The sequence below is a fragment of the Alkalilimnicola ehrlichii genome (assembly GCF_003399765.1).
Taxonomy (GTDB): Bacteria; Pseudomonadota; Gammaproteobacteria; order Nitrococcales; family AK92; genus AK92.
The window spans coordinates 1-2,847 of sequence record NZ_NFZV01000065.1 but is presented as its reverse complement, the minus strand read 5'-3'; the positions used below and the strand labels follow the sequence as shown (position 1 = coordinate 2,847).

4 protein-coding genes are annotated in these 2,847 nt (G+C 59.3%); 1 reads left to right on the top strand and 3 read right to left on the bottom strand.

Annotated elements, in window-relative coordinates:
• On the top strand, nt 1-318 hold a 318-nt coding region (locus tag CAI21_RS23495), incomplete at its 5' end, for a hypothetical protein (protein WP_181919606.1).
• Between the two features lie 39 nt (nt 319-357).
• Here CAI21_RS23495 and CAI21_RS22595 read toward each other — a convergent pair.
• From CAI21_RS22595 to CAI21_RS23490, 3 genes are all read right to left on the bottom strand, one after another.
• Nucleotides 358-594 (bottom strand): hypothetical protein, encoded by a 237-nt coding sequence (locus CAI21_RS22595; RefSeq protein WP_116304369.1) that lies wholly within the window; start codon nt 592-594, stop codon nt 358-360.
• Nucleotides 595-1,599: 1,005 nt separating this feature from the next.
• Entirely contained in the window at nt 1,600-1,965 is a 366-nt protein-coding gene (locus CAI21_RS22585; protein ID WP_116304368.1) for a hypothetical protein, read from the bottom strand.
• A gap of 2 nt (nt 1,966-1,967) precedes the next feature.
• Nucleotides 1,968-2,847, bottom strand: an 880-nt coding sequence (locus CAI21_RS23490; RefSeq protein ID WP_220349066.1) for a hypothetical protein, incomplete at its 5' end; no start/stop codon positions are given.

Here is a 2,847-nt window from a genome sequence, read left to right as displayed (position 1 = left end):
GAACATCGTGCCGCTGTCCTGGTGCGCCGCACCGTAGACTGCCTGACCATTGATATTGGTGGCACCTTCGGTGATCAGGAGGCGCTGGTCGTCAGTCCGGTTGAGGAACTGATCCACCTCGGTAAGACCGCCCTGCAGGGCCTGCCCGTCCTGGATGTCGCCAGGCGTAAAATCCTTGCCAGTGCGATCAACACCAGCAGAGCCCGGTTTTCTTTCGCCCTTTGTGACGATACATCAGTCGCTGTCGATCAAAAAACCGCCCCGGCAGCGGTCGCTGCCCGTCAAGCGCACAGCGCAAAAATTGAAGTTGCATCGTGAATCGTAGCGCCAGGGCGACACGTCGTAGGCGTACATCTCTCACTTCAACTCGTCGCCCTCCACGAGCTCTAGCATGGATGACGGCAGCTCCACAGCCACGCCATCCTCGTATTCAACGAGGTATAGCGTCGTGCCGACTTGACAGCTAAATTGCCGAGCTTGCTCCTCGGTCTCGACCTTTCGGAGACCGCAGACCGAGGCAAGTACACCTGGCCGTTGTTCCGGCTTAGCGCTCAAGTTGATGCGAACCGTGTCTCCCCATGTGGGCTCAGTCATGAGTACCCTCCTTTTGCCTGATGGGCAGCCACGGCGTGCCATCCGGGTTGGTCACGCCGGGCACGTGCCCGTGTGGTTGCTGAGCCCGTGGGTCAGGATGCGATGCTGGCCTGTGCGGTCCATCGATGCGAACTCCTGTCGGATTCCCTGCCGCGTCCCTCGCTTGGATGAAGCGCCCATCCGGCGAGCCGGTTATCCTCCCTCCAGGAGGAGTGGGTATCGCGTTCCCCTTCGAGTCAACGTAAATGGTGCCGCGCTCTGGAACGGTATTGGGATTGCCCCTCGTCCTCGGAGCAGGCAGAGCGTTTGCCCCCTTGTAACATCTCCCGAACCAGCCCCAACCGACGACGCCGCCTCCTGCCCCTGCGCGTTACCGCCGCTGCCGCCACCATCGCTACTCTGGGAACCACCACTCCCATGCATGCCTTGGTTGACACCGGTACTGCTCGAACCATTATTGCCCTGCCACCGATGAAGCAACCGGTCATCCGGCCCTGACAAGAGCCTGGTCGTGGGACACGTCGCCAACCGAGCACGTGTGGGTGTATAGGCGGTCAGGGACCGGATCTCATCACGGCGCGGGGCCCGCTAATGCCGCCCCATTAACGACGCCGGATAGTTGTCCGCGAACCAACTGCTTTATCGACGAACACCCTTGACCACGGGGAGGCGTCCATATATGTCCCTAAGTTCCTTTGCAAACCTGATCGACCCAGCGAAGCTCACCTCTCCGCCCCCACTCAACCCCAAGTGCGTGGAGAAATCCGGATTGGCATTCGGACGGGCAACCCTGACCGTCCCATCAGGCAAGGTCACAAAATCATAAGAGCCCGAGGGGGTGATCCGATTTCCCGTCGGCCCTTGGAGCCAGTAACGGCCAGAACTGTCCTGCACTAGGGTCCGACCAGTACTTTGTAAAACTACCGGATCGCCGGGCCGGAGGTTCGCTAAAGTTCCACGATCTGTGAGATTAGGAACATCTAGCGCCCTGTTTGGGACTCATGGTCACCACAGATCCAGTCTTGCGCATTCGAAATCGACAAGATCTCCCCCACCCACCCCAGCCGGAATGCGTTCATCCAGTTCGATCTTTAAACCTCCTACACACACGAGTCCATGCTGCGGATCTATAACCCGTGCGGTGCACCTATATGCAAACAAGTTATCGTTGGTATTTCGCAGCGACACGTCCTGCTCGTACGACAACATCACGTTCTTAGTCATAAACGCACGCAGAGGACCAGCAACAGCAGCGCCCACTTCATACTCACATGGCTGACAAAAAGCCACGCACGCGCGGCTTCCATCGGAAAGATGAACCTCAGCTTCTTGTCCGGCCTCTGATATCCATCGAATTTTCTCGATCTTCATTTTCAATTACCTGGAGTCCTGTACGGCGGTTTCCAGCCGAGCTCTGGTTTAGGGCCCACAAAATCAGTCATCTCACTCTTTGGCTTCGCAGACCAGCCAAGACTTGGTGCCTTTTGCTCGAAGAAGGAGATTGGCTTGAGGTGCATCGTAGTTATCTCGCCAGTAGCCCGGTCCAGGCCGACGAATAGCCCCTTCGCGCTTCCTTGTCCGCCAGCTATCGCGACATAACCATTTAACTCCGGAACGAACTGTCCGTTTCTGATGACGACGCTCGCATCGGCAACATAACGCTCAAGCGTGTAGGTCTTTTCGCCGAGCGTCGTCGCGATCTCTTGCCCGTGCTTCTTGAAGTGGACCAGGTCTTCACCCGCCTTAAATGCGCTGGTGGTGTTTGGGACATCTCCCCCAGCCGACGGCGCCGCCGCCTGCCCCTGAGGGCCACCACCACTGCCGCTAAGTTCGCCCTGGCTCGGGTTACCCTGGTCAGTGCGCCCGTTGCCACCTTTACCGCGCCCCCACTGCCCTAGCTGCCCTAGCCGCTGTAGCCCCGCATCGACTAGGTCGTCCACCTGCCTCATCGAACTGGCGAGCAGTCCGCCCCCGACGACCAGCGCCGCATCGGTACTCACGTTAACCACCGCATCCCAGGTCGGGGTAGCTTCTCCAGGGTGGGTGGCCTCGGTGAACGAGGCGATGACCTGCTGCCCCGCCTGGTACTCATGCGCGCTGAGCAACGCCTGGGCGTTAGCATAGCCGCTACTGTAGCCATCGGAAACCAGGTAACTGCCGGCACCGATCGCTGTGTAACACCCCAGACCGACGGTGGCTTTACACCCACCGATAGCCACGGCAGTACCGCCGGTGACTTGCGTAGCACCGGCA

Excerpts from the sequence above, each read along its gene's own strand:
- CAI21_RS22595 (WP_116304369.1), bottom strand. The coding sequence starts at position 594 with ATGACTGAGCCCACATGGGGAGACACGGTTCGCATCAACTTGAGCGCT.
- CAI21_RS22585 (WP_116304368.1), bottom strand. The coding sequence starts at position 1,965 with ATGAAGATCGAGAAAATTCGATGGATATCAGAGGCCGGACAAGAAGCT.